General features: G+C 51.4%; 2 protein-coding genes. One reads left to right on the top strand and one right to left on the bottom strand.

What is annotated here, in order from left to right:
• On the top strand, positions 1-182 hold a 182-nt coding region (locus IEW11_RS25085), incomplete at its 5' end, for a hypothetical protein (protein ID WP_229725691.1).
• Position 183: 1 nt separating this feature from the next.
• Here the strand turns inward: IEW11_RS25085 and IEW11_RS24710 are convergent.
• On the bottom strand, positions 184-1,497 hold the full coding sequence (locus IEW11_RS24710; RefSeq protein ID WP_188533765.1) for a replication-associated recombination protein A: 1,314 nt from the start codon (positions 1,495-1,497) through the stop codon (positions 184-186).
• Positions 1,498-1,680: the final 183 nt, after the last annotated feature.

The following is a 1,680-nucleotide window of genomic DNA, read 5'->3' on the forward strand; positions in this document are numbered from 1 at the left end:
TGTCCCATGGTGACATTATCTCAGAACAGTTATGGGGTGACATTATCACAGAACAACGACACTTAGATGATGAAAACCTTGACGTCAAACGTCTGATTAAATACCATATTGGAGTTTATTCGGGTATGGTTGCCCATTATGTGTTTATATCGTTGATTTTAACCTTTCACTGGCGATTCTGAATCATAAAGGGGGTTTCTTTCTGCGCTGTTGGTTGATCCGTATTTTCTCTTCCATCCCCTGTTCAGTTGCCATATAAAATGACCGGCTGCGCTGCCCTTCAGGTAAATAATGCTGTTCCACATAATGACCGGGAAAATCATGAGGATAACGATACCCTTGATGGCCAAGCTTTTCCGCGCCGCGGTAATGGGTATCTCGGAGGTGCAGCGGCACCTCCGCAGAGCCTGCCGATTCGATTGCATTCATGACATTGCTTATTGCGATTGCTGCCGCATTGGATTTGGGGCTCTCCACAGCAAACAGGATCGCCTGTGTAATATTGTACTTCGCCTCCGGCCAGCCGATCTTGTGATAAGCGTCCATTGCCGTGACAGCCTGCACCATCGCTTGAGGATTGGCCAGTCCGATATCTTCACTGCAGGCGACAATAAGCCGACGGAGGAACGTCATCGGATCCATCCCGAGCTTCTCCACAGCGTAAAAGAACCAGAACAAAGCGGCATCGCTCGATCCCCTCACGCTCTTGTGAAACGCAGACAACACATCATATTGCGTCGACTCATCGGCCCTTACGGTTGGCTGGCGAATGGATTCCTCCGCCACTTCCAACGTAATGCGCACGGAGCCATCCGGCTGCGAAGGCGTTGTCACCGCAGCGAGCTCCAGCGCGTTAAGCGCTCGCCTGATGTCGCCGTTTGCCATCGATGACAGATGCTCGAGCGCATCCTCATCCACCCGCAGGTCCATAAAGCCCAAGCCGCGCTCCCGGTCACTAAGCGCCCGCTGCATCGCAAGCAGCGAATGCGCCTTGGTTAACGGCTCCAGCTGAAATAAAGTAGAACGCGACAGCAAGGCTCCGTTAACATGATGAAACGGATTTTCGGTGGTCGCTCCAATGAAGATAATGATCCCTTGCTCTACGGCCGGCAGCAGCGCGTCTTGGCGCGCTGTGTTAAACCGATGTACCTCGTCCAGGAAGAGAATCGTTTTGCGGCCGTACATCGATTTGTTCAAGCGGGCTTGGTCGATCGTTTCTCTAACGTCTTTGACCGAGGCATCGACGGCATTCAACTTAACGAACTCACCTTCGGTCCGTTTCGATATAATATGGGCCAACGTCGTTTTCCCACAGCCTGGAGGGCCATAAAGTAAAATCGAAGAAACCTGGTCCCCCTCAATGGCACGGCGAAGCAGCTTGCCTGGCCCTACGATATGCGCTTGTCCAATATAATCATCCAACGTTTCGGGCCGCATCCGGTCGGCTAACAAACGAGCGCGCGGCTGCTCCGATTCACGATAATTGAATAAGTCCATTGTTCAATCAACCTTCCATTGTTGATACCTCTATATAACGTTTACGATATAACATGTTTACGATCATCATATCATAGCCGTACAGATGTTCGCCAGTAACAAACACAGCCCGAATCGGCTGCTAGAGTGAAAGGCTGGGCGAAGCCCAGCCCCTCCTCATCAAACCGTACGTGAGGTTTTCCC

Origin of the sequence: Paenibacillus abyssi (assembly GCF_014640295.1) — a bacterium.
In the GTDB taxonomy this organism is placed as follows: Bacteria; Bacillota; Bacilli; order Paenibacillales; family Paenibacillaceae; genus Paenibacillus_D; species Paenibacillus_D abyssi.

Bases quoted from the DNA above. Each gene is read 5' to 3' on its own strand.
- IEW11_RS24710 (WP_188533765.1), bottom strand. From the start codon at position 1,497: ATGGACTTATTCAATTATCGTGAATCGGAGCAGCCGCGCGCTCGTTTG.